The sequence below is a fragment of the Kitasatospora sp. NPDC059327 genome, assembly GCF_042752535.1.
In the GTDB taxonomy this organism is placed as follows: Bacteria; Actinomycetota; Actinomycetes; order Streptomycetales; family Streptomycetaceae; genus Kitasatospora.
In genome coordinates this window covers 22,255-44,123 of sequence record NZ_JBHYYB010000029.1, presented here as the reverse complement: position 1 = coordinate 44,123, position 21,869 = coordinate 22,255, and the positions used below count along the sequence as shown (strand labels likewise).

The 21,869-nt window shown below is 74.0% G+C and carries 19 protein-coding genes, 1 tRNA gene and 1 riboswitch; of the genes, 6 read left to right on the top strand and 14 right to left on the bottom strand.

Going from position 1 to position 21,869, the window contains the following annotated elements; translation table 11 throughout:
- Positions 1-177 precede the first annotated feature (177 nt).
- Complete coding sequence (locus ACFXHB_RS19415; protein WP_380575669.1) at positions 178-744, top strand: hypothetical protein; 567 nt, start codon at positions 178-180, stop codon at positions 742-744.
- 72 nt (positions 745-816) lie between these two features.
- Here the strand turns inward: ACFXHB_RS19415 and ACFXHB_RS19410 are convergent, their stop codons facing one another.
- The gene (locus ACFXHB_RS19410; protein WP_380575667.1) at positions 817-1,347 is read right to left on the bottom strand and encodes a VOC family protein; all 531 of its coding nucleotides are present in this window, start codon (positions 1,345-1,347) and stop codon (positions 817-819) included.
- Positions 1,348-1,550: 203 nt separating this feature from the next.
- Between ACFXHB_RS19410 and ACFXHB_RS19405 the strand changes: the two genes are divergently transcribed.
- Both ACFXHB_RS19405 and ACFXHB_RS19400 read left to right on the top strand, forming a co-directional pair.
- Complete coding sequence (locus ACFXHB_RS19405) at positions 1,551-2,117, top strand: Lrp/AsnC family transcriptional regulator (RefSeq protein WP_380575665.1); 567 nt, start codon at positions 1,551-1,553, stop codon at positions 2,115-2,117.
- 79 nt (positions 2,118-2,196) lie between these two features.
- Complete coding sequence (locus ACFXHB_RS19400) at positions 2,197-2,979, top strand: IclR family transcriptional regulator (RefSeq protein WP_380575663.1); 783 nt, start codon at positions 2,197-2,199, stop codon at positions 2,977-2,979.
- Between the two features lie 188 nt (positions 2,980-3,167).
- Here the strand turns inward: ACFXHB_RS19400 and ACFXHB_RS19395 are convergent, their stop codons facing one another.
- From ACFXHB_RS19395 to ACFXHB_RS19375, 5 genes are all read right to left on the bottom strand, one after another.
- On the bottom strand, positions 3,168-3,974 hold the full coding sequence (locus ACFXHB_RS19395; protein WP_380575661.1) for a S16 family serine protease: 807 nt from the start codon (positions 3,972-3,974) through the stop codon (positions 3,168-3,170).
- Positions 3,975-3,998: 24 nt separating this feature from the next.
- On the bottom strand, positions 3,999-4,649 hold the full coding sequence (locus ACFXHB_RS19390) for an IclR family transcriptional regulator (RefSeq protein ID WP_380575659.1): 651 nt from the start codon (positions 4,647-4,649) through the stop codon (positions 3,999-4,001).
- Between the two features lie 385 nt (positions 4,650-5,034).
- The gene (locus tag ACFXHB_RS19385) at positions 5,035-5,493 is read right to left on the bottom strand and encodes a DUF2752 domain-containing protein (protein ID WP_380575657.1); all 459 of its coding nucleotides are present in this window, start codon (positions 5,491-5,493) and stop codon (positions 5,035-5,037) included.
- A gap of 2 nt (positions 5,494-5,495) precedes the next feature.
- Positions 5,496-5,735 carry a TM2 domain-containing protein gene (locus tag ACFXHB_RS19380; RefSeq protein ID WP_380575655.1) on the bottom strand — a complete coding sequence of 80 codons (240 nt, stop codon included), beginning with the start codon at positions 5,733-5,735 and terminating at the stop codon, positions 5,496-5,498.
- Positions 5,736-5,991: 256 nt separating this feature from the next.
- Complete coding sequence (locus tag ACFXHB_RS19375) at positions 5,992-7,824, bottom strand: DEAD/DEAH box helicase (protein ID WP_380575769.1); 1,833 nt, start codon at positions 7,822-7,824, stop codon at positions 5,992-5,994.
- A 330-nt stretch (positions 7,825-8,154) separates the two neighbouring features.
- Between ACFXHB_RS19375 and ACFXHB_RS19370 the strand changes: the two genes are divergently transcribed.
- Entirely contained in the window at positions 8,155-8,598 is a 444-nt protein-coding gene (locus ACFXHB_RS19370; RefSeq protein ID WP_380575654.1) for an SsgA family sporulation/cell division regulator, read from the top strand.
- A 79-nt stretch (positions 8,599-8,677) separates the two neighbouring features.
- Here the strand turns inward: ACFXHB_RS19370 and ACFXHB_RS19365 are convergent, their stop codons facing one another.
- From ACFXHB_RS19365 to ACFXHB_RS19355, 3 genes are read right to left on the bottom strand one after another with little or no spacing between them, the layout of a single operon-like run.
- Positions 8,678-11,218: a bifunctional lysylphosphatidylglycerol flippase/synthetase MprF gene (locus ACFXHB_RS19365; RefSeq protein ID WP_380575652.1), complete on the bottom strand. Its 2,541-nt coding sequence runs from the start codon at positions 11,216-11,218 to the stop codon at positions 8,678-8,680.
- Positions 11,215-12,531: an alpha/beta hydrolase gene (locus ACFXHB_RS19360; RefSeq protein WP_380575651.1), complete on the bottom strand. Its 1,317-nt coding sequence runs from the start codon at positions 12,529-12,531 to the stop codon at positions 11,215-11,217. Before ACFXHB_RS19360 ends, ACFXHB_RS19365 begins: the two co-directional genes overlap by 4 nt.
- A complete protein-coding gene (locus ACFXHB_RS19355; protein WP_380575650.1) occupies positions 12,528-13,172 on the bottom strand; it encodes a class F sortase in 645 nt (214 codons plus the stop codon). The genes ACFXHB_RS19360 and ACFXHB_RS19355 overlap by 4 nt, the downstream gene beginning before the upstream one ends.
- Before the next feature lie 394 nt (positions 13,173-13,566).
- Between ACFXHB_RS19355 and ACFXHB_RS19350 the strand changes: the two genes are divergently transcribed.
- Positions 13,567-14,871 carry a hypothetical protein gene (locus ACFXHB_RS19350; RefSeq protein ID WP_380575649.1) on the top strand — a complete coding sequence of 435 codons (1,305 nt, stop codon included), beginning with the start codon at positions 13,567-13,569 and terminating at the stop codon, positions 14,869-14,871.
- A 14-nt stretch (positions 14,872-14,885) separates the two neighbouring features.
- Here the strand turns inward: ACFXHB_RS19350 and ACFXHB_RS19345 are convergent, their stop codons facing one another.
- Positions 14,886-16,325 carry an MFS transporter gene (locus ACFXHB_RS19345; RefSeq protein ID WP_380575647.1) on the bottom strand — a complete coding sequence of 480 codons (1,440 nt, stop codon included), beginning with the start codon at positions 16,323-16,325 and terminating at the stop codon, positions 14,886-14,888.
- A 107-nt stretch (positions 16,326-16,432) separates the two neighbouring features.
- Entirely contained in the window at positions 16,433-16,747 is a 315-nt protein-coding gene (locus tag ACFXHB_RS19340; protein WP_380575646.1) for a DMT family transporter, read from the bottom strand.
- A gap of 43 nt (positions 16,748-16,790) precedes the next feature.
- Positions 16,791-16,855: riboswitch (guanidine-III (ykkC-III) riboswitch) on the bottom strand.
- Positions 16,856-17,088: 233 nt separating this feature from the next.
- Here ACFXHB_RS19340 and ACFXHB_RS19335 point away from each other — a divergent pair.
- Positions 17,089-17,163: transfer RNA gene (locus tag ACFXHB_RS19335), tRNA-Cys, on the top strand.
- A gap of 115 nt (positions 17,164-17,278) precedes the next feature.
- On the opposite strand, the gene ACFXHB_RS19330 is transcribed toward ACFXHB_RS19335, so the two are convergent.
- The 3 genes from ACFXHB_RS19330 to ACFXHB_RS19320 are packed head-to-tail and all read right to left on the bottom strand — an operon-like array spanning position 17,279 to position 21,689.
- On the bottom strand, positions 17,279-19,606 hold the full coding sequence (locus ACFXHB_RS19330) for a xanthine dehydrogenase family protein molybdopterin-binding subunit (protein WP_380575644.1): 2,328 nt from the start codon (positions 19,604-19,606) through the stop codon (positions 17,279-17,281).
- A complete protein-coding gene (locus ACFXHB_RS19325) occupies positions 19,603-20,826 on the bottom strand; it encodes a 2Fe-2S iron-sulfur cluster-binding protein (protein WP_380575643.1) in 1,224 nt (407 codons plus the stop codon). The genes ACFXHB_RS19330 and ACFXHB_RS19325 overlap by 4 nt, the downstream gene beginning before the upstream one ends.
- A complete protein-coding gene (locus ACFXHB_RS19320; RefSeq protein ID WP_380575767.1) occupies positions 20,823-21,689 on the bottom strand; it encodes an FAD binding domain-containing protein in 867 nt (288 codons plus the stop codon). Before ACFXHB_RS19320 ends, ACFXHB_RS19325 begins: the two co-directional genes overlap by 4 nt.
- Positions 21,690-21,869 lie beyond the last annotated feature (180 nt).

The following is a 21,869-nucleotide window of genomic DNA, read 5'->3' as shown; positions in this document are numbered from 1 at the left end:
GGGCTGCACGGTACGCCATCGGCGTGCGGTGGTCTGTACCTCGGGGTGGGTCCGGGACCGGCCGCCGGGCAGCTCCGGACCGATTCGCTCCCTCCCCTGGCGTTTTGTGCAACTTGCCTGCTGAATAGCAGGGCTGCCCACCTGCGGCGGCCCCGAATACGGCAGGATGTGCGCACGATGCGGAACGGACTGGTACAGCTCGGCGCCTGGGCGGCGGCCACCGGGGCAGCGGTGGCGCTGTCCTGGTTCGGCGTGCACGCGGTGCTGACCGGCGCCGCGTTCGAGCAACCGACCGCGCTGCCGCTGCCGTCCCCGGCGTCCACCGGCACGCGGTCCTCGACGACACCCGCGCCGACTCCGACCACGCCCCGGGAGACGCCCCGGCCGGAGAGCTCCGGCCCGACGCCCGCGCCGGCCTCGTCGACCACCCAGCGCGGCGCGGCGTCGCCGGGCGCCCCGCCCGCCTCGCGCCGCCCCACGCCCACCACCCCTGTCGCCACCACCCCTGTCGCCACCACCACGTCCTCCGTGCGCAGTTACCTGGTCCCCGGTGGCAAGGTCGCGCTGGACATCCGGCCGGACAACGCCTCGCTGGTCTCCGCCAGCCCGGATCCGGGCTGGCAGATGCAGGTCTGGAACGGCCCCCAGTGGATACGGGTGGACTTCACCAAGGGCGACCAGGCCAACTCGGTGTTCGTCGCCTGGAACGGCCATCCGCCGACGGTGGAGACGGTCGTCCGCTGACCGGCGGGCCGAGGACGCGGCGGCCGGTGGGAGCGCGGCCGGCCGGAACGCCCCGGGCCGGAGCGGGACCGGTCACCACCGGTCGAACGCCACGTACCCCGGCAGGTAGGGGCCGCGGTAGCGGGACCGGTCGACCAGGGTGTGCCGGGTGCCGCCGGGCACCCCGATCGCGGCGAGCACCACCACCCCGTACCGGTCGCGCACCTCGTAGGGCTCGGCGAGCGAACTGGCGCCCCGGTCCACGGCGTAGTCGTACGCGTAGTGGACGTCCGGCACACCGACGGCGAGGTCCACCACCCCGTCGCCCTGCCGGGCGAGGTGGCCGGCCAGCTCCCGGCCGCGCGGCCCGATCACCTGGACCAACGAGGTCAGCACGAACCGCGTCCCCGGCGCGCGCAGGACGTAGGAGACGGTCTCCGGCTCGCCGGTGTCGGGCCCGGCGTAGGCGGTACAGCGCAGGCCGAGCGCGGTGGCGTAACGGCGTGCCGCGCGTTCGGCGTCGCCGACCGCGAAGACCACCGCGTCGGCGTGTCCCATCGGGACGAGGCCGGGCTCCTCCAGGCCGGCGGTGAGCAGCACGGGTTCTGCGGCGGTGTCGGTCATGACGGCCCTCCCGGTGGGCGTACGGGACCACGGTCGGCCCCGTGGGCCGCTGTGGGGAGCGGCTCACGGGGTTGTGGCTGGAGGGTGGCGCCGGGCCGACCGACGCGCAACTGTTCCGTTTCCTCCTGGTCAAGGTGTGCGCCGGGGCGGGAGAATCGGCCGCACCGCTGTACAGAATGCCCACCGGAGGACGGAGCCCCGCGATGCCCCCCGCCCAGCCCCCGAGTTCCCCGAACTCCACCGAATCGCCCAACTCCGCTGCCGGAACGGCCTCTTCGGCGTCGACGGCCGGTACCGCCAACGACGCGATCGACGTGCTGGACGGCCGGCTGATCCGGCTGCTCGCGGAGGAGCCGCGGATCGGGGTGCTGGAGTGCTCGCGCCGCCTCCAGGTGGCCCGGGGCACGGTCCAGGCGAGGCTGGACCGGCTCCAGGCCAAGGGCGTGATCGGCGGGTTCGGGCCCGAGGTGGACCCGGCGGCGCTGGGCTACCCGGTGACGGCCTTCGCCACGCTGGAGATCTCCCAGGGCCAGGGCTCCGACGTCCGCGCCCATCTGGCCGCGGTGCCGGAGGTCCTGGAGCTGCACACGATCACCGGGCGCGGGGACATGATGGTGCGGATCGTGGCCCGGTCCAACGCCGATCTGCAGCGCGTGATCGACCGGGTGGTGGGTTTCGACGGGATCGTCCGGTCCTCGACGGCGATCGCGCTGGAGAACCCGGTGCCGTACCGGATCCTTCCGCTGGTGGACCAGGCCGCGGCCGAGTAGGCCGGCCGCCGGGGCAGCCGGCCGGGCGGTGGGCATATGCCAGCGGTCCGTGCGCATCGCGCGCGGAAGGATCACTCATATGACGATCCATTCATCGATCCGCTCCCCCCTGCCCCCGGCCCCGCCCACCCTGATCACCTCCGCCCAGCGCGCCCTGCGCCTGCTGGAGGCCGTCGCCCGCTACCCCGGCGGAGCCACCGCCAAGCAGCTCGCCCGCGACACCGGCCTCGCCCTCGGCACCGCCTACCACCTGCTGCGCACCCTGGTGCACGACCGCTACCTGGAGCGGCACGACGGGCTCTACCTGACCGGCCCGGCGGTCGCCGGACTGAGCCGGGAGGAGAGCCCGGCGGCCGGGCACAACCGGCTCAACCGGCTGCTCGGCCTGCTCTCCGACGAGCTCTCCGCGGCGGTCTACTTCACCTGGTACCGCAAGGGAGAGGTCGAACTGGTCGACGCGGTGGCCGCGCCCGGCGCGCCGCTGATCGACCGGCGCCACTTCCGGGCCGCCGCCCACGCCCACTCGGCCGGCAAGACCCTGCTCGCCCTGATGTCCGCCGAGGAGCGCCGGGCCCATCTGGCCCGCTACCCGATGCTGGCGCTCACTCCGTACACCCTGCGGGAGCCCGCTCATCTGCCGATGCTGCCGCGCCAGGGCCCGCAGCGGGCCGCACCGATCACGCAGTACCAGGAGTACGCGCTCGGCACCGCCGGGGCCGCCGTGCCGATCGTCGCGGGCAACGGCATCGCCGCGGTCGCGGTGTCGCTGCCGATGGCACAGGCCCACCGTTTAGCCGCCATCGCCGCGCAGCTGCGCACCCGTCTGAGCGACGACTTCGCCTCGGTGGCCTTCGGTCTCTGACCACCCTCCCCGGGCCGGGGCACGCGGCCCGGACCAGGCCGGGCGGACAGGGCTCGCCCGGCCCCCACACCCGAGGCCGACCCCCGCGTCCAGGGCCGGACCGTCAGCGTCCGAGGCCCGACCGTCAGCGCCCAGGGCCCGACCGTCACACCCGCGCGGGGCCCGCGGGACCCCCGCGCCGCACGACCTCAGCAGGACGGAACGGTGCCGCCGTCGCGCAGCGCGTCCAGCGCGGAGATCGACTCGCTCAGCGTGCCCACCGGCACCAGTCGCAGGCCCGCGGGCAGGTTCACCTTGGCGTCCGAGCACTCGTCCTTGGGCAGCAGGAACACCGTCGCGCCGTCCCGGGCCGCCGCCTGGGTCTTCAGCGGCACGCCGCCGACCGGGCCGACCACGCCCTGGTCGTCGATGGTGCCGGTCCCCGCGACGGTCAGCCCGCCGGTGAGGTCGCCGCCCTTGCCGTCGCCGGCGAGCTTGTCGACGATGCCCAGCGCCAGCATCTGGCCCGCGCTCGGACCGCCGATGTCACCGAGGTCGATCTTCACCTTCACCTGGGCCGGCGAGAGGTGCAGGTAGGAGAGCGCGGCCGTGGTGGCGCTGTCCTGCGACTCGGTCATCTGCTGGGCCGTCACCTCCTCCGCCTTGGCCGGATCACCCTGCGGGTAGACGGTCTCGGTCGGCCGGACCGCCTCGTCCTGGTCGAACCAGGCCTGCAGCGACCGCCAGAAGCTGGTCCGCTCCCCCGGGTTGGTCGCCGAGATGGTCACCATCCGCAGCTGGCCGTCGGTGGTGCGCACCGGAGCGCCGGTGATGGTCAGCACCGGCTTGTCCTGGTAGCTGCCCAGGGTGTCGGCGGTGACCCCCGGCCAGGTGAGCGTGTACGGCAGCGGGACGAAGGCCGCCACGCCGAACAGCGCGGCGACCAGCACCCCGCACAGCGCCAGCGCGCGGGTGCGGGGAGCGGTCAGGGCCTTGGGCAGCTTGGTGTCGGACACAGAGGCATCCAAACACACCCGGCGCTATCGCAGGGCGTCGGCGACCTCCGTCGCCGCCTCCAGTACCCGGGGTCCGACCCGCTCGGGGACGAGCCCGTTCAGCATCACCACACCGACACTGCCCTCGATCCCGCTCAGTCCGACCAGCGCGGCGGCCGCGCCGCTGGCGCCCGACTGCTCCTCCGCACGGGTGATGACGAAACCCTGCTCCGGACGGCGCTGACTGGGGAACCCGCGGGCCTCCAGGATCGCCCGCCCGGCCGCGCTCTCCCCCAGCGGGTGGCGCAGCCCGGTCCGGTAGGCGACGTGGAAGTCCGTCCAGCTGGGCTCGACCACCGCGACGGCCAGCGCCTCGTTGCCGTCGACCAGCGTGAGGTGGGCGGTGGCGCCGAGGTCCTCGGCCAGGCTGCGCAGGGCCGGCAGGGCCGCCTCGCGCAGCAGCGGGTGCACCCGGTGGGCCAGCCGCAGCACGCCCAGGCCGACCCGGGCCCGACCGCCGATGTCCCGGCGGACCAGCCCGTGCTGTTCCAGGGTGGCCAGCAGCCGGTAGACGACGGTCCGGTTGACGGCGAGCCGGGCGGCGAGCTCGGTGACGGTGAGGCCGCGTTCGGAGTCGGCCAGGAGTTTGAGGACCCGGACACCGCGGTCCAGGGTCTGGGAGGTCTCTGCAGTCACGACGCGCATTTCCTTTCCGCGGCGGGTCGCCGGAGCGGCGGCGCCGGTCCGGGACTCAGGTGTCGCGCGCAGGTGGGTGGCCGCGCTCGGGCCGCGGTGTGTCGTCCTTGACGTCCTGGCGGTCCTGCGGCGCCCGTCCCCCGGGGGTTACCCGGTGGGAGAGCGTGTGGGAAAGGTAGTGAAGGAATTGTCGCGGCGGAAGTGGTTGTCCAAAATTCGGGCATGATCGACTTTTCCGCGCATGACAAACAGGGGCATATGCCCACATCTCGCGGGCAAGTCCTGGGCACAAGTTCGACCACAGTCCGAAGTTCGGACAGCCCGCCCGGCGGGGGGGCGCGCCCCGGCCCGGCCGCGCGGGTCGCGGCTCACCCGAGGCGGCGGGTCAGAGCAGGTTGCGCAGCACCGTCCAGGCCACCGCGGTGCCGAGGACCGCCGCCGTGCCGCGCCGGCCGAGCGGCGGCCGCCAGCTCCGGCCGGCCAGGCCGTGCCGCAGCCAGGTGAGGTAGAGCAGCCCGACGAGCGGCAGCGAGAGCAGCAGCGCCGCGTTGTCGTGCCAGGCCGCCGCGAGGTCGCCGTGCAGCAGGTCGTACGTCATCCGGGTGCCGCCGCAGCCGGGGCAGTCCAGCCCGGTGACCTTGTGCCAGGGGCAGAACGGCAGCAGTCGCCCGGGCAGGTGCGGGTCGCGGTCCCACAGGTAGGCGCAGCCCGCCAGGCCACCGACGAGCAGGGCCAGCGGTGGCCCCGCGGTGCGCAGCCGGGCCGGGAGCGGCAACCGGCTCCGGAACACGGCGAAGCCGCCCCGGCCGGAGTCGGGGCGGCGCGCCGCGGATGGCCTGTCCAAGGTCAGCTGCGCAGCAGACGGCCCTGGGCGTCCGTGCGGTCGTTGCTGGTGAGGAAGAGGATGCCGTCGATCAGCGACCAGACACCGAGACCGCCGCAGGTCAGCAGCTGGGCGATGCCCAGGCCGATGTGGCCGGTGTAGAAGCGGCCGACGCCCAGGCTGCCGAGCAGGATCGTCAGGATGCCGGCGACGATCTTCGACTTGTCGGACAGCTCGGGCTGGGCGTGGGGCGGGTACGACACTTCGCTGTGCTCCTTGTGAAGGCATGTTCGAGGGCGCGACGGGTGGTCGCCTTCCTCGACTGGTGAGGTCGCCGGCCCGGCTCCACGGGGGCTGCGACAGCCGCCCGGACGGGACGGCACGCAGCGACGGGCCCGTAGGCGGCGCGGCACGCGGAACACTAGCCGATCATCACACCGGCTGTCTCTACAGATTCTCCTCGTATGCCTTACCGTCACATGACCTTAACGGGGTGCCGAACCGGTCACCGATGTCCCGTCACTTCGCCCATTCCCGGATCTTGTCGATCCGCGCCTTCAGCTGATTGACCGTCGCCTGCGCGGTGAGCGGGCCGCCGCACTGGCGCCGCAGCTCGTTGTGCACGGTGCCGTGCGGCTGGCTCGTCCGGTGGTGCCAGGCCGCCACCAGCGCGTTCAACTCCTTGCGCAGCTCGCGCAGCTCCTGATGGGTCACCACCGGCCGCTGCTCGGCCGGCAGCTCCAGCAGGTCGGCCTCCTCGGCCGGCTTGGCCTTGCTGCGCTGGATCTGCCGGTGCTGGCGCTTCTGCAGCAGCATCTGCACCTGGTCCGGCTCCAGGAGGCCCGGAATGCCGAGGTACTCCTCCTCCTCCTCGCTGCCCGGGTGCGCCTGCATGCCGAATTCCATGGCGTTGTAGAGCACCCGGTCGAAGACCGCGTCGGAGCCGATCGCCTCGTAGGAGAACTCGTCGCCGCCCGCGCCGTCCGGGCCGTCGTTGGCCCGCTCGGCCTCGGCGAGCAGCCGGTCCTCCTCGTCGAAGAGGCCCTCGCCCTCCTTCTTCGGCCGGTCCAGCACGTGGTCGCGCTGGAGCTCCATCTCGTTGGCGAAGCCCAGCAGCGTCGGGATGGTCGGCAGGAAGACGGACGCGGTCTCGCCGCGCTTGCGGGCACGCACGAAACGGCCGACGGCCTGCGCGAAGAACAGCGGGGTGGAGATCGAGGTGGCGTACACCCCGACGGCCAGGCGCGGCACGTCGACGCCCTCGGACACCATCCGGACGGCGACCATCCAGCGCGCGTCCCCCGCCGAGAAGTCGGAGATCCGCTGGGACGCCTCCGCCTCGTCGGAGAGCACCACGGTGGCCTTCTCCCCGCTGATCTCCCGCAGGATCTTGGCGTAGGCGCGCGCGGTGTTCTGGTCGGTGGCGATCACCAGCCCGCCGGCGTCCGGGATCGCCTTGCGGACCTCGCTCAGCCGGCGGTCGGCGGCCTGCAGCACGCTGGGGATCCACTCGCCCTGCGGGGCCAGCGCGGTGCGCCAGGCCTGGGCGATCAGGTCCTTGGTCATCGGCTCGCCGAGCCGTGCCTCCAGCTCGTCGCCGGACTTGGTGCGCCAGCGCATGTTGCCGCTGTAGCTCAGGAAGATCACCGGGCGCACGACGTGGTCGGCCAGCGCGTGCCCGTAGCCGTAGGTGTAGTCGGCGACCGACTTGCGGATGCCGTCGCCGCCCGCCTCGTACTGGACGAACGGGATGGGGTTGGTGTCCGAACGGAACGGCGTACCGGTCAGCGCCAGCCGGCGGGCGGCCGGCTCGAAGGCCTCGAAGCAGGCCTCGCCCCAGGACTTCGAGTCACCGGCGTGGTGGATCTCGTCCATGACGACGAGGGTCTTGCGGGCCTCGGTGCGGTTGCGGTGCAGCATCGGGTTGACCCCGACGCCCGCGTAGGTGACCACGATGCCGTGGTACTCCCGGGAGAGCGGACCGGAGGAGTAGGCGGGATCGAGCTTGATGCCTATCCGGGCGGCGGCCTCGGCCCACTGCTTCTTGAGGTGCTCGGTCGGCGCGACGACGGTGATCTGCTGCACCAGGTGGTTGTGCAGCAGATAGGAGGCCAGGGTCAGGGCGAAGGTGGTCTTGCCGGCGCCCGGGGTCGCGACCGCGAGGAAGTCGCGCGGCTGGCTCTCGATGTACCGGTCCAGCGCACCCTGCTGCCAGGCCCGGAGCTTGCCGGCCGTCCCCCAGGGGGCGCGGCCGGGGAAGGCCGGCGACAGGTGGTGCGAAGCGGCCGACGCGCCTTGGCCGGCGGCCCGGGCGGGCGGGTGCGGCTCCTGCGCGTCGGAGAAGAGGGGCATCGAGGAGGCGGCGGCAGTACTCACGGTCTCCGAGGGGGATCATCGCAGGTCAGAGGCTGTTTTGCGGCCCCTGCCCGCGGTCGGGCGGCAATCGGACAACCGGTCCAGCGTACCGGTTGGGCGCCGTTCGGGCGGCCAGGCTCGACCTCCGCGGCACCCGGACGGCCGGAAACCGATGTGACCTGGATCACGGGATTCCGTTCGTGGAACCGCGTAAGCGCGACCGCCCCACCGACTCTCACCAGTGAGGCCGGCCCCACCCTCCACAGCCGCCACGCCGGCCTCACGCCACCGAGAAGGCTCCCCCGCCCCACAGAAGGGACGCGCGCCGTGCACGCCGCCGTCGAAGAGACCGTCCAGGCCCGTCTGATCCTCTCCGCCCACCGCTCGGCCCGCCTGCGGGTCACCCTCGTCTACCGCCCGGAGGATCCGCTCGCCGTCCGGATGGGCTTCCCCGCCGAGTTCTCGCTGGACGAACCGGCCGACGGTCCGGACACCGGCCGGGAGTCGGGCCCGGACATCGAGTGGGTCTTCGCCCGTCAGCTGCTGACGGCCGGCCTGGAACTGGCCGCCGGCCTCGGCGACGTCCACGTCCGGCCCGCCCCGGGCCGGCGCACCATGGTCGAGCTGCGCGCGCCCGAGGGCACCGCGCTGGTCCGCTTCGACACCGCCGACCTGCGGCGCTTCCTGTGGCACAGCCGGCTGGTCGTCCCCGAGGGCGAGGAGTACCTGTACCTGGACGCCGACCGCGCGCTCACCGAGCTGCTGGGCTGACGCGGGCCGGCGCGCCCGGACCGGCCCGCGCCCGAACCGTCCGCCGGCGACCGCCCGGGGCCGAGCCCGGGCGAGCGCCTCAGGAGGACAGCCGGCGCATCAACCGGACGCCCTGCGCCGCCGTCAGGTGCGGCAGGTACGCCTTGCCGATCGCCCGGGTGATGCTGGGCAGGGCCGCCGGGTCCGGGTAGGCCATGTACATCGGCCGGTACTCCGGCTGGAACTTCGCCTTGAAGGCCAGCAGCGAGCGGAACCCGTACACCGGCTCCAGCACCCGGCCCATCCAGTCCAGCGTGCGCTGCAGCCCGGTGGGCGGCGTGTCCTGCCCGGAGCGGGCCAGCGGCGCGCCGGAGAGCGAGAGGAACCGCGCGCCCTCCTCCTTGAAGCCGAGCGCGGCCGAGGCGATCAGGAACTCCGTGACCCCGCGGAAGCCGTCCGAGCGCCGGCGCATGAAGTCCAGCGTCCAGCCGACCGGCACGCCGTCCTCGTAGACCGGCATCCAGCTGGTCAGCCCGTGCACGACACGGTCGCCGTCCACGGCGATCAGCAGCCGGACCGCCGGGTCGTCCAGCTCCTCCAGCCCGCCGAGGGTGAAGCCCATCTCGGGCAGGCCCTTCTCGGAGACCCACTCCTCCGAGATCGAGCGGATCTGGTCGCGCAGCGCGAGCGGCGCGTCGTGGTAGGCCCACCACTCGGCGGTGATGCCCTGCTTCCCGGCCTTGTTGAGGGCCGTCCGGATGTCCTGCCACTTGCGGCCGGTGAAGGCGAGCTCGGGCAGCGCCACCACGGTGTCCTCGGCCACCTGCAGCGAGCGCCAGCCGAGCTGGCCGGCGGCGGCGCGGGTCTCCGGGGTGACGCTGTAGAAGCACGGGGTCCAGCCGCGGGTGTCGCAGTACCGGGCGAAGCCGGCCACTGCCCGGCGGCGGGCCTCCGGCTCGCCGAACGGGTCGCCGGTGGTCAGGGCCACGGTGGAGAGCACCCGGTAGGCGACCGCGGCCCGCCCCTCCTCGTCGAACCAGTAGTGGTTGCCGTCCCAGGTGGTGATGAAGGAGAGCGTGCCGCCGCCGTGCGCGGTGAGCAGGGCCCGCGCGCGGGCGGCGTCCTCGGCGTCCGCGTGCACCACCGGCCGGCGGAAGGCCACCAGCAGCGCGGTCAGCGCGACGGCCCAGAACGCCAGGCCGCAGTACGTCTCCAGGATGCGGGCCAACGGGCCGACCGCGATCGGGTAGTCGGGCAGCAGGTCGTTGTAGGCGGGCGGCAGGAACTGCGCCGGCAGCCCGGCGATCAGACCGCGCACTCCCGCCGTCGGCTCGAACTGGTCGACCACCAGCCGGCCGAACCCCACGTAGGCGGCCGAGGCGGCCAGCGCCGCCCCGCCGAGCACGAGGGCGAGCCGGCCGAGCGCCGCGCCCGGCAGCCGCAGGCCGAACCGCTGCCGGGTGACCAGCAGCAGGCCGGTGGTGAGCAGCGGCAGCAGCAGCGCCTCGACGAAGTACTGCACCACGTCCCCGGTGCCGGTGCCGGTCTCGGTGAACAGCCAGAGCAGCAGCGCGGCCCAGAGCAGTTCGGTGGCGACGGTGATCCGCCAGGCCAGCCGCAGACCCCGCCGCAGGCCCTCGGCGAGGACGAGCAGCAGGGCGGGGAACAGCGCGGCCATCAGCCGGGCCGGGGTGTCGAAGATCCGCTGGACGGCGTGCGCGCGGGCGCAGTCGTGGGCGGAGAGGGCACAGAAGTCGGCGACCTCGTCCGGGGTGAGCCGGTGCGAGAAGTAGAGCTCGGAGAAGGTGTTGAACGGTCCGGCCGCGTTGTCGTACAGCGAGGCGATCAGCGGCCCCAGGGCGGCGGCCACCAGGCAGAGCGCGACCAGCACCCGGGTCTCGGTGTGCGAGGAGCGGTGCGGGCGCAGCTGCCACCGGCCCCGGGCGAGCAGCGCGCCGACGCCGAGGCCGAGCAGGGCGCCGGCGAACCGCTGGACGCTCTGCAGATGGCCGACGTACAGCGTCATCACCAGCGGGACGAGCACCACCAGCAGGTGCAGCCGGCGCCGCCAGAGCACGCTCAGCCGGTAGCCGAGCACGCCGGCCAGCGCGAACAGGCCGACCACCGGGCCGGCGGCGGTCTGGTCGGCGACGGCGGCGGTCCACTGCTCGCCGGCCCGCGAGCCGAAGGCGACCAGCCCGGTGCCGAGCAGGGTGCCCAGGACCTGCCCGCCGACCAACACCAGGAGCGTGCGCCGCCGGCCGAGCCGTCGCTCGGCGGCCGGGCCGACCAGGAGCAGCAGCAGGCTGGTGAAGACGTACGAGGCGGCGCCGGAGCACCAGAGCAGCGAGGTGAGCGGCGTCCACCAGCGCCCTTCGCCGAGGGTCGGCAGGCCGACCCCGACCTGCGCCAGCAGGGCCCGGGGCGGGCCGTGGAGCAGGCTGCCGGTGGCGCCGCCGATCGCCCAGAGCAGGCCCAGCAGTACCAGGGTCATCGGCGCGGCGCGCAGCCGGGCGGTGAACCCGGTGACGGTCTGCTCGGCCCAGCGCGGGCCGGGACCGGGCGTCCCGGTGACGGGGGCGCGGTCCTGTTCGCGGTCGCGCTGGCCGACCAGGACGGGCGGCGAGCCGAGTCGGATCACGGGATCAGTCCGGTCTGCTTGGCCAACCAGGGCAGATTCTGTTCGAGCGCGTCCCGGAACACCCACCAGCTGTGCCCGCCGGGGATGGGCTGGAACTCGACCTTCATCCCGGCCTGCCGGGCGGCCGCGTACATGGCCTCCTGCTGGGGGCGGAAGGCGGCGTCCCCGGCCCCGACGGCGAAGACGCCGGCGGTGTCGGGGTAACTCCGGGTCGCCATCAGGTTCGCCGGGTTGACGGCGGCGAAGGCGGCCTCGTCCCCGCCGAAGGCCTTTCCGACGGTCTCGGCGTGGCCGCCGAGGTCGGGCTCGGCCTGGCCGGAGATGTCGAGGAAGGCGCCGTAGACCTGGGGCGCGTTGACGGCGAGCTGCAGGGAGCAGGTGCCACCGAGCGACATGCCGCCGATGGCGAGCGAGGTCCGGCCGGTGGCGGTCTGCAGGTGGGTGCGGATCCAGTCCGGGACGTCCTCGGCCAGGTAGGTCTGCGCCTTGGCGATCCGCGAGTCCATGCACAGGGTGTTGCCCATGCTGGAGGCGATCTGGTCGGCCATCACGACGATCGGGGCCAGGCCCTGGTGCTCGGCGGCGAAGGCGTCCATCCGCTGCTGGAGGCCGCCCGAGGTGACCCAGTCGGAGGGGCTGCCGGGCTGGCCGGCCAGCAGCACCAGCACCGGCAGCAGCGGCCGGGGGCTGGCCTGGTAGGCCGGCGGCAGGTAGACGTAGGCGTCGCGGGCGTCGAAGCCGGACTTGGTGCCGGGGATCGGCGCGCTGGAGACGGTGCCCTTGTCGGGGAGCCCGGCCGGCGCCTGCCAGACGTCGGCGAGCGCCTTGCCGGGCGGCGGGGAGACGGTCTGCGGGGTCTTGCCGGTGGTCAGTGCCTGGGTCTTGGGCGCGAGCATCATCCGTGCGCTCGGGTACTGGTCGAAGCCCCGGTTGACCTGCGAGGCCGCCATCAGCAGCACCAGGGCCGCGCCGCCCGCCGCGTACAGCCGGCGACGGCCGGACAGCAGGGGCGCGCGGAAGCCGGCCAGGGATATCGCGAGCAGCGCGAGGCCGATCCAGCGGAGCACGTAGTCGGGCAGGCCCTCGGGGAAGGGGTGCCACCAGTCGTCGACGACGACCTTGACCAGGACGGTGAGCGTCAGGGCGAGCAGCACCGCGCCGAGCGGGCGCCGGCCGCGCCAGCGCCGGTCCCGGGTGAGGGCGAGCAGGACCAGCGAGGCCCAGCCGGCGGCGAGCACGGCGTACGGGATCGGGCCCTGGGTGAGCGGCCAGTCGATCGGGTTCCAGCGGATGGCGAGCGAGACGGAGGTCATACTGCTTTCCCCGGCCGGGTGGTGTCGGCCAGGAATCCGTAGGCGACCACGTTTCCCTGGTAGCCGTGTTCCTCGCTGTACCCGCCGCCGCACGTGATCACCCGGAGCTGGGCGTCGGCGGCCTGGCGGTACACCCGGTCGTCCGGGAAGTCCTTTCGGTCGTGCACTTCGATGGCGTAGAGCTGGTAGACGGCGGTCGCGCCGTCCTCGCGGGCGATCTCGATCCGGTCGCCGCGGTGCAGCGCTCCCAGATGGTAGAAGACGGCGGGCCCGCTCGTGTTGTCGACGTGCCCCGCGATGATCGCGGTGCCGCGCTGGCCGGGTGTGGCGCCGCCCCGGTACCAGCCTGCCAGGTTGCGGTCGGCGGCCGGTGGCGCCTGGAGTCGGCCGTCGCCGTCGAGGCCGAGGCCGGTGACGGGGGCGTCGAGCTTGACGGCGGGGATCCTGATCCGGGTCGGGGCGGAGGGGCCGAGCGGCGGGACGACGGAGACCGGGGCGAACCCGGAGAGGGACTGACCCGATCCCGGCGCCGGGGGCAGTGCGGCGTGGCCTCCGTCGTTCAGCAGCCAGGCGCCGAGGACGACCGCGGCGCCGACCGCCAGGGTGCCCGGCCACGGGCTCCTGCTCTGTTGGGCGCCCACCCGGCGCTCCCCTCTGCTGACAGCTTGCTCGTTCCTGGGAGTTCCCTGGGAACAATTCAACCGGATTGGACCCTAAGGCACGTCAATACGATGGTCCTATCGACACCCCCCGATCGGCAGGGTCAGCGGCCCGACGCGTGCTCCGAGTAGGTGGGCGACCACTCGGAGAGACCAGACGTCACGACAGCGCCGCTCCCGAGTCGTCCTGTATGACCATCGACAACATCGGACACCTGTCCGGTTGCACCAATCGGGCGATCAGTTGCGACCGTTCGTGGTGGATCGACGACCGATCGCGTTCACATGCCATGCTGACCCCGTTCACAGGCCTATCACCGCACTTGTCCGACCGGACAGTTCGCGCCTGCCGTACGCCCCATGAACGGAGTTGACCATGGACGCTCTCTCCCGCCGCACCCTACTGACCGCCGGTGCCGCCACCGCGGCCACCCTCGCGGCCGGCTGCGGCGCCGACGGCGCGGGCGGCGGCGACCAGACGGCGACCCCGGTACCGGTGCCGGCGAGCGCGGCGGCGGACCACGCCGCCCCCGGCTCCGCGCCCCCCAAGCCCCCCGCCACCCTGATCGGCGACGGCTCCACCTCGGACACCGGCCCCCAGCCGAACCAGCCCACCGCCGCGCCGCTGAAGCTCGGCGAGCGCCCGCCGCAGTTCGTGGTCTTCTCCTGGGACGGCGCCGGGGAGCTGGACAACGGCCTGTTCGCCCGGTTCCGCCGGCTGGCGCAGGAGCACAACGCGTCGATGACCTTCTTCCTCAGCGGCCTCTACCTGCTGCCCGAGGCCAAGAAGGACCTCTACCGTCCGCCGCAGCACAAGGTCGGCGCCTCCGACATCGGCTACCTCTCGGACCAGCACATCCACGACACCCTGGAGAACCTGCACGCGGCCTGGCTGGAGGGGCACGAGATCGGCACCCACTTCAACGGGCACTTCTGCGGCAGCACCGGTGTCGGCAAATGGTCGCCGGAGGAGTGGGACAGCGAGATCCAGCAGGCGATGGACTTCGTCACCAACTGGAGGACCACCACCGGCTTCACCGACCTGCCGGCGCTGCCCTTCGACTACCGCAAGGAACTGATCGGCAGCCGCACCCCCTGTCTGGAGGGCCAGCGCAACCTGCTGCCGACCGCCGTCAAGCGCGGCTGGCGCTACGACAGCAGCGGCAACGGGACGCAGGTCTGGCCGCAGAAGATCCAGGGCGGGGCGCTCTGGGACCTCCCGCTGCAGTCCATCCCGTTCCCCGGGCACACCTTCCAGGTGCTGTCGATGGACTACAACATCATGTTCAACCAGTCCGGCAGCAACACCAAGGCCGACCCTTCCCTGCACGCGGCCTACCAGACCCAGGCCCGGGACTCCTACCTGATGGGCTTCGAGCGCGCGTACACCACCAACCGGGCGCCGTTCGTCATCGGCAACCACTTCGAGCAGTGGAACGGCGGCATCTACATGAACGCCGTCGAGGACGTGCTCAAGGCCATCGCCGGCAGGCCCGAGGTGCGGCTGGTCTCCTTCCGCCAGCTGGTCGACTGGCTGGACGCGCAGGACCCGGCGGTGCTGCGCAAGCTGCAGGGCCTCGCCGTCGGCCAGGCGCCGGCCGCGGGCTGGGAGACCTTCCTCGGTTCCCCCGCGCCGGCCCCGACCCAGGCCCCCGCCCAGGCCGGCGCCGCGGTCGGCTGACCCGGACCGCCGCCCTACCCCTTCCGGACCCGGCCGCCGAGCACGGCACCCACCAGCGCCACGCCCGCCATGGTCAGGAAGATCACCGTGAACGCGCCGGCCGAGCCGGCGCCCTCGGCCCCCTCGTGGGCGGCGGCCACCGAGCCGCCGCCCAGCGCCGAGAAGAGCACCCCGGACAGACCCACCAGCAGCACGTTGCCGAGCGCGTCGCTCATCTGCAGCGAGGCCGAGTTGGCCCCGGCGTCCTCCGGAGCGGACAGCCGCATCATCAGCACGCTGACACTCGCCACCGTCAGACCCATGCCGATCCCGCCGACACCCCAGGCCAGCGCCGCCACCCAGGCCGGCACCGCCGGGACGAGCACCAGCGCCGCCCCCGCGATCGCCACCGCCGTCAGCAGGAAGCCCCAGCGGATCATCGCCTCCCGGTACCGCTCCGCGCCGGGCCGGCCCTGCAGCCAGGAGCCCAGCGCCCAGGAGAGGCCACCGCTGGTCAGGGTCAGGCCGGCCAGCGTCGGCGACAGGCCGCGCTGGGTGACCATCATCAGCGGGATGAAGGCCTCCGCCGCGAAGAACGCCCCCGCAGCCACCCCGCGCAGCAGGATCACGGTCGGCAGCCCGCGCGCGGCGCGCAGCGTCCCGGCCGGCAGCAGCCCCAGGACGGCGGGCACCAGCAACGCCGCCCCCGCCAGTGCCGGGAGCAGCCCGATCAGGTCCAGGCGCTGGCCGGCGTACTGCAGCAGACCGGCCCCCAGCGCCGCCATCGCGGCCAGCCGCGTGCGGCGGCGGTCGAACGCGGCGCCCGTCGCCACCGGCTGCTCCCGCTCGGAGCGGCGCAGCGCCGGCCCCATCACCGCGAGCGGCAGCAGGATCAGCACCGGGACGGCGAGGAACACCCAACGCCAGCCCAGGTGGTCGGTGACCGCGCCGGAGACCACCGGGCCGACGATCGAGGGCAGTACCCAGGCCGAGGAGAAGGCCGCGAACACCGCCGGCCGCAACCGCTCCGGGTAGGCCCGCCCGACCACCACGTACAGGGCGACGATCACCAGTCCGCCGCCGAGGCCCTGGATCGCCCGGCCGGCCACGAAGACCCACATCCCGGGCGCCGCCCCGGCCACCACCAGGCCCGCGCCGAACACCGCGATGCCGGTGAACAGCGGTCGCAGCGGGCCGCGCCGGTCGCACCACTGGCCGGAGACGACCAGGGCGAACAGCGTGGTGGTGAAGTAGCCGGAGAAGGCGAAGGCGTACAGCTGGATCCCGTCCAGCTGCCGGGCCGCCACCGGCATCGCGGTGTTGACGGCCGTCGCCTCGAAGGCGAGCAGCAGGACCACGGAGACGATCCCCAGGGTCAGCGCCCGGTAGCGGCCGGTGAGGACACCGCCCCCCGGATCCGTCGCGTCGGGGGGTATCGGGGCGGAATCGACCGAGGTGGGGGAGGCTGTGGTCATACGGGACATCGTAAGGCTCGTCAGCCCTTATGACCCCTGACCAACGGTCCCCGGACGACTGGTCCGCAGGGCGTAGGCCGCAGGTCCCGGCCGGGGTGGCGGACCGTTCAGTGCAGCACCTTGAGGCCCACCACGCCGGAGACGATCAGCAGCAGGCAGCCGATCCGCGCCGCGGTGACCGCGTCCCCCAGGACCGCCATTCCGTACAGCGCCGTACCGATCGCGCCGATCCCGACCCAGACCGCGTAGCCGGTGCCGATCGGGATGGAGCGCATCGCGTACGCCAGACCGCCCATGCTGAGCGCCAGCGCGATGCCGAAGACGATCGTGGGAACGAGCCGGGAGAAGCCCTTGGAGGAGTCCAGGGCCACCGCCCAGACGGTCTCCAGGACGCCGGAGACGACGAGAACGAGCCATGCCATGACGAGGGACCTCCGCAGTCAGCAGCGGCCGGGTTGCCGCTGTGCTGCGCCGTCTTTCGTCACCGGGTACGACGCGCTCGTCCGGGGCGGCCGGAGTCCGACCACCTGCCTCCGACGGTAGCACGGCCCGCCATACAGAATTTACACAAGGACATTGACGGGCCCACCGGCATTCCGCCAAGATGAATTCATCAACACGGCGAACGACGACAGGAGTCGACGATGAACAGGAAGACGGTGGCCCTCTCGGCGTCCCGCGCCTGCGCCTCGGCTCCCCGGTGTTGTCGCGCCTGTCGCTGTTGCCGCCGCGCCTGAGCGCACCTGCGGTACAGCTCCTCCACGGCCGTGTGCCCGAGTGGTTTAGGGAACCGCCTGCAAAGCGGTTTACACGGGTTCGATTCCCGTCATGGCCTCCACCGAAATGAATGGCCGGTCCGCGCGAATTCCGCGCGGACCGGCTATTCGGCGTTCCGGTAATTGTCCGGGAATTCACCCCTCGGTGGGGCGCCGACCCGGCGCCCCACCGCGCGGTCAGCCGGTGACGGCGTCCTCGGGCCGGATCGGCAGCCGTCCGACGGGCAGGCCGGTCGCGGCCCGGACGGCGGCCGCGACGGCGGCCGGGGCCACCACCGCGGGGGCCGCGCTGACCGCCTTGGCGCCGAAGGTGGCGACCACGTCGCGCTCCTCCAGCAGGGCGGCGATCCGGATCTCGGGGGTGTCCAGGGCGGTCGGCAGCCGGTAGCCGGTCAGCGAGGGGTTCAGCAGCAGGCCGCCCTCGGTGCGCAGGTCCTCCAGCAGGGCCAGCCCCACGCCCTGGGCCACGCCCGCCTCGATCCGGTCCTCGATCTGGCGCGGGTTGAGCGCCCGGCCGACGTCCTGGGCCACGGTCACGTCCACCACCCGGACCGCGCCCAGCTCGATGTCCACGTCCACCACCGCGCGCATCGCGCAGAACGCGATGGAGACGAACGCGTCGCCGTGCCCGGCCTCGTCCAGCGGCTCGGTCGGGTGCGGGCGGCACTGCGCGGTCGCCCAGAGCTCCTTGCCCTCCAGGGCCTCCGCGACCGGCATGCCGAGCACGCCGTCGTAGGAGGTGATCTTGCCGTCGGAGATCTGCAGCAGCTCCACCGACATCCCGAAGTCGGCGGCGATCGGCTGGAGCAGCTGATGGCGGACCATCAGCGCGGCCCGCTCGACCGCGCCGCCGGAGACCCAGGTGTGCCGGCCGCGGGCGGCGGGCCCGGCGATCGACTGGTCGCTGTCGGCCGGGGCGATGTAGACCTCGTTGATCCCCAGCACCGACTGCACGATCTGCCGCGCCAGGGTGGCGAAGCCCTGGCCGGAGTCGACGGCCGCGCAGATCACCGTGGCGTGGTCACCGCTGACCCGCACCGTCGCGGTGGAGACCTCGTCCTCGCCCTCGGCGCCCAGCATGTGCACCATGCCGACCGCGTAGCCGATACCGCGCCGCACCGCCGCCGGGTCGCCGGCGCCGCCGGGCCCACCGGGCAGCAGCCACTCGGCGTCCGGATCGTCCACCGGCAGCGCGGGCAGCGGCTCCTCGGCGACGGCCTCCAGCAGCGCGGCCACCGGCGCGGGGCAGGTGACGGCCTGGCCGGTGGGCATCGGGTCACCGGTCGCCATCGCGTTGCGCCGGCGGATCTCCACCGGGTCCACGCCGACCCGGGCGGCCAGCTGGTCCAGCTGCGACTCGTAGGCGAAGCAGGCCTGCAGGGCGCCCTCACCGCGCATCCGGCCGGCCGGCGGGTTGTTGGTGCGCACCGCCCAGGCGTCCACGAAGACGTTCGGGCAGACGTAGGGGCCGACCGAGAAGGCGGTGGCGGCGGCCAGCGCCTCGGCCGAGACGTCCGCGTAGGCGCCGCCGTCCAGCAGGATCTGCGCCTCCACCTTGACCAGCTTGCCCTCGGCGTCGGCGTGGTGACGGTAGCGCAGCAGCGCCGGGTGACGGGAGGTGTGGGTGTGGAACGACTCCTCACGGGTGAGGGTCATCTTCACCGGGCGGCCGGTGCGCAGCGCCAGCAGCGCCAGGGTGACCTGGAACGAGAGGTCCTCGCGGTCCGAGGTGGCGCCGGGCACGCCGGTGACGACCAGCCGGACCCGGTCCGGCTCCAGGCCGAGGCAGGCGGCGGTGCGGTCGCGGTCACCGTGCGGGTCGGTGGACGACAGATGCAGTTCGACGCCGCCGTCCGGGCGCGGCACGGCCAGGCCCGCCTCGGCGCCGAGCGGCGCCGGGTCCTGACGGCCGACCTGGTAGAGGCCCTCGACGATGATCTCGCCGGCCGCGTCGGGGTCACCGGTGCGCAGCGGCAGGTGCCGGAAGAGGTTGCCGTCCGGGTGCAGCGGGCCGGCCGTGAAGGCCTGCTCGGGATCGGTCACCGCCTCCAGGGGCTCGTACTCGACGGCGATCAGACCGACCGCCAGCCGGGCGGTGTCGGGGTGATCGGCGGCGACCGCGGCGACCGGCTCGCCGTGGTGGCGCACCACGCCGGCGGCCAGGACCGGCCGGTCCGCGACGATCGGCCCGGCCGGGGCACCGTCGGGGGTGCCGTCCGGGCCGGGCGGCAGGTCCGCGGAGGTGACCACCGCGTGCACGCCCGGCAGCGCGAGCGCGGCCGAGGTGTCGATGCCCTTGATGCGCGCGTGCGGGTGCGGCGAGCGCAGCACCGCGCCCCAGAGCAGGCCCTCCGCCCAGAGGTCGGCGGCGTACGGGTAGATGCCGAGCGCCTTCGGCAGGGCGTCGCTGCGCAGCGGGGAGCTGCCCAGCCCGAACGGCTCCCGTGCGGCGCCCTCGTCGCCGTCCTGCTGGGGTGCTGCGCCGATGTCGGTAGGCGACGTCATGATGCGTGGTCGTCCTCGGGGAGGCGGATGCCGTGAGCGGGGGTGGCACCGTACGGGACGCCGGCGGGAGCGGTGCCCCCGGCCGGGACCCCGTGCGGGGGCGTGTGGACGTACGGCGCGCCGAGGGCGGGCGCGCCCTCGAAGCCGGTCCCGTCGAAGGCGGTGCCGTCGAAGCCGGCGCCGGGTGCCGGGATGCCGTGCGCGGGGGTCTGCTCGTAGACCGGGCCGTCGTACGGCGAGGCGTCGTAGCCGGACTGCGGCGGATAACCGCCGTCCGGGTAGCCGCCGGGCAGGTAGGTGCCGTGCGCGGGGGTGCCCTGGTACGGCTGCTGCTCGGGGTAGCCCTGCGGCGGGTAGTACCCCTGCCCCCCGCCGGCCTGGGCGGGGATGCCCGGGACGGGCGGGAGCACCGCGGTGTCGTACACGCCGCTGTCGTAGCCGCCCTGGCCGTCGGGGGCGCCGTACGGGACTCCGACGCCGAGGCCCGTCCCGGCGGTGGTCGGGGTCTCCTCGACGGGCGGCCGCGGGACGTGCTCGATCCAGGCGTCGGCGTCGGTGTAGACCGGCAGGTCGGCGGCGGGCTCGGGCACCGCCGGCGCGGCCGCGGGGGTGTCGCCGGCCGGAGCGGGCCCCTCGGCGGCGGCCGCGTGGGCCTCCTCCGCCTCCTCGGCCTCCAGGGCGCGGGCGTCGGCGACGCTCTGCACCGCGGCCAGGACGCCCCGGTAGCCGGTGCACCGGCAGAGGTTGCCGCAGAGCGCCTGCCGGGCCTCGACCTCGGTGGGCCGGTGGTTGCGCTGGAGCAGGTCGTGGACGGCCATCGCCATGCCGGGCGTGCAGTAGCCGCACTGCACCGCGCCGGACTCGGCCAGCGCCTGCTGGACCTCGCTGGCGCCGCCGCCGGCCGACAGGCCCTCGACGGTGTTGATCTCGCTGTCCGCGGCCAGCGCGGCGGGCACCAGGCAGCCGGCCACCAGCTGGCCGTCCACCTGGACCGAGCAGGCGCCGCACTCGCCCTGCTCGCAGCCGTCCTTGGCGCCGGCCAGCCCGAGCCGCTCGCGCAGCACGTAGAGCAGGCTCTCGCCGATCCAGGCGTCGGTGACGGGCCGTTCGAAACCGTTGACCCGCAACGTGTACGAGGCGCAGGGGCGCAGCTCGCGGCTGACCTGCGGCGCGTGGTCGAGCGGGCCGGCGTCGAGGGTTCCGATGGGGTCAGTGGTCACTTCAGCGCCCTTCCCAGTGCCCGGCGGGCCAGCACCGATACGGTACGCCGCAGCCGAACGGCGGCCGCGCTCGGCCCCTCGGTCACGGCCTCCCAGGCGCCCTCGGCGCCGTAGCTGTCGGGTACGCAGGCGGCGGCCACGTACTCGCCGAAGGCGGCCGTCGCGGTGGGGTCGATCTCGCGGCCGCCGTCCCAGTCGATGCAGCCGGCGACCCAGGCCTCGGCCTCCAGCGGGCGCAGCGGCACCGGGGCGACGGCCCCGACGGCGCAGCGCACGGCGCGCCGGGCGGGGTCGAGGACGAGGGCGACGGACGCGGTGGCGCGGGCCGGGCCGCTGCGGCCGGTGGCCTTGAGGAAGACCTGCGGGGCGTGCAGCAGCGGGACGCGCACCCAGGTGAGCAGTTCGCCGGGGCGCAGCGGGTCGAGGCCGGTGAGCAGGTGGCTGACCGGGACCTCACGGGTGGCGCCGGCCCGGGCGAGGGTCGCGGTGGCCTCCAGCGCGGCCAGCACCGGGAGGGTGTCACCGGCCGGCGAGGCGGTGACGATGTTGCCCCCGAGGGTGCCGACGTTGCGCACCTGCGGGGGGCCCGCGGTCCGGGCGGCGTCGGCGAGGGCGGGGATCAGCGCCGCGAAGTCGGGGCGGTCCATCCGGGCGTGGGTGAGTCCGGCGCCGAGGACGGCGGTGCCGCCGTCCTCGTAGCGCCAGCCGCGCAGCTCGGTGATCCGGCCGAGGCCGATCAGGGCGGCGGGGCGCAGCCGCCCCGCATTGACGGCCTCCATCAAGTCGGTGGCGCCCGCCACCGGTACCGCGGCCGGGGTGGCGGCCAGCGCGTCGACGGCCTCGTCGAGGGAGGCCGGCAGCATGATCGTCCGGTTCACCTGGGTCCCACCGTGCTCCACTTGCTCATCGATCGCCTGCCGCCCGCGGCCCTCGGCCGGGGTGTCCGCGTCGGCAGCCCGGCCTGGCCCGTAGGGTACGGGCGATCGGGCCGGGTTGGGCAACTCTGGCACACAATGCTCGATGATCATTTCGGGACTGGCGCA